The organism is Frankia sp. CcMO1, assembly GCF_977945845.1.
The window spans coordinates 1-832 of sequence record NZ_CDWTMG010000121.1 but is presented as its reverse complement, the minus strand read 5'-3'; the positions used below and the strand labels follow the sequence as shown (position 1 = coordinate 832).

General features: G+C 63.8%; 1 protein-coding gene and 1 pseudogene. Both read left to right on the top strand.

The annotated features are described in order from the left end of the window. Window positions 1–437, top strand: a 437-nt coding sequence (locus AC08OU_RS14970) for a group II intron maturase-specific domain-containing protein (RefSeq protein ID WP_476605155.1), incomplete at its 5' end; no start/stop codon positions are given. A 143-nt stretch (window positions 438–580) separates the two neighbouring features. Next, a pseudogene (locus tag AC08OU_RS14965) lies at window positions 581–736 on the top strand (transposase); the annotation flags it as partial. Window positions 737–832 lie beyond the last annotated feature (96 nt).

Here is an 832-nt window from a genome sequence, read left to right as displayed (position 1 = left end):
GCAGGTCACAGGCCTGTGGAGGGTTCGAAACGCGCAAATTATTTCATTTCGACTCCTATACCTATCCGGCTCGCAAGGCCCTCACAGCCGTGACCGCGAAAGTAAAGACGCTGTGCCGGCAGAACATCAACCAGCCGTTTGCCATCCTGTTGTATCGACTGAACTCGATACTGCGGGGGTGGACTGCCTACTTCCGGGCCGGGGTGTCCAGCATCGCCTTCGGCTATCTGCGCGCCTTCACCTGGCGTCAGGTCATCCGCTGGCTACGCCGCAAGCACCCCGGCGCCACCTGGAAGGAACTACGCCGTCGATTCACCATCGACGGCTGGTGGCCCGCCGACACAGACGTGGTCCTTTTCAACCCTGGTGCGGTGCGGACCACCCGCTACCGCTACCGCGGGGCGAAGATTCCGTCTCCATGGTCGAACGCGACATGAGAACACCACTGCCGACCCCTCGGGGCTTGTGGAGAGCCGGATGCGTCGACGAGGCGCACGTCCGGTTCGGGAGGCGGGCCGGGGAAACCCACCGGTGGAAACACCGGCAGGGCGCCCCGGCCCGACCTCACCACGTCACAATCCGCCTGGACGAGGAGAAGCTGTGCCTGCTCGTCCTGATCGGCGTCCGCGCCGACGGCCGTAAGGAACTCATCGCTCTCACCGACGGCTACCGGGAATCGACCGAGTCGTGGGCAGACCTGCTGCGTGACTGCGCGCGGCGCGGCATGGTGGCACCGTAAACATTCACGTAGATTCGTGATCTTGCGGTGAGTGGTTGGTGTTGGAGTCGGGTGTGGATGTTGTTCGCCGTTCTGGTGTGTCGTGCGTGGCGG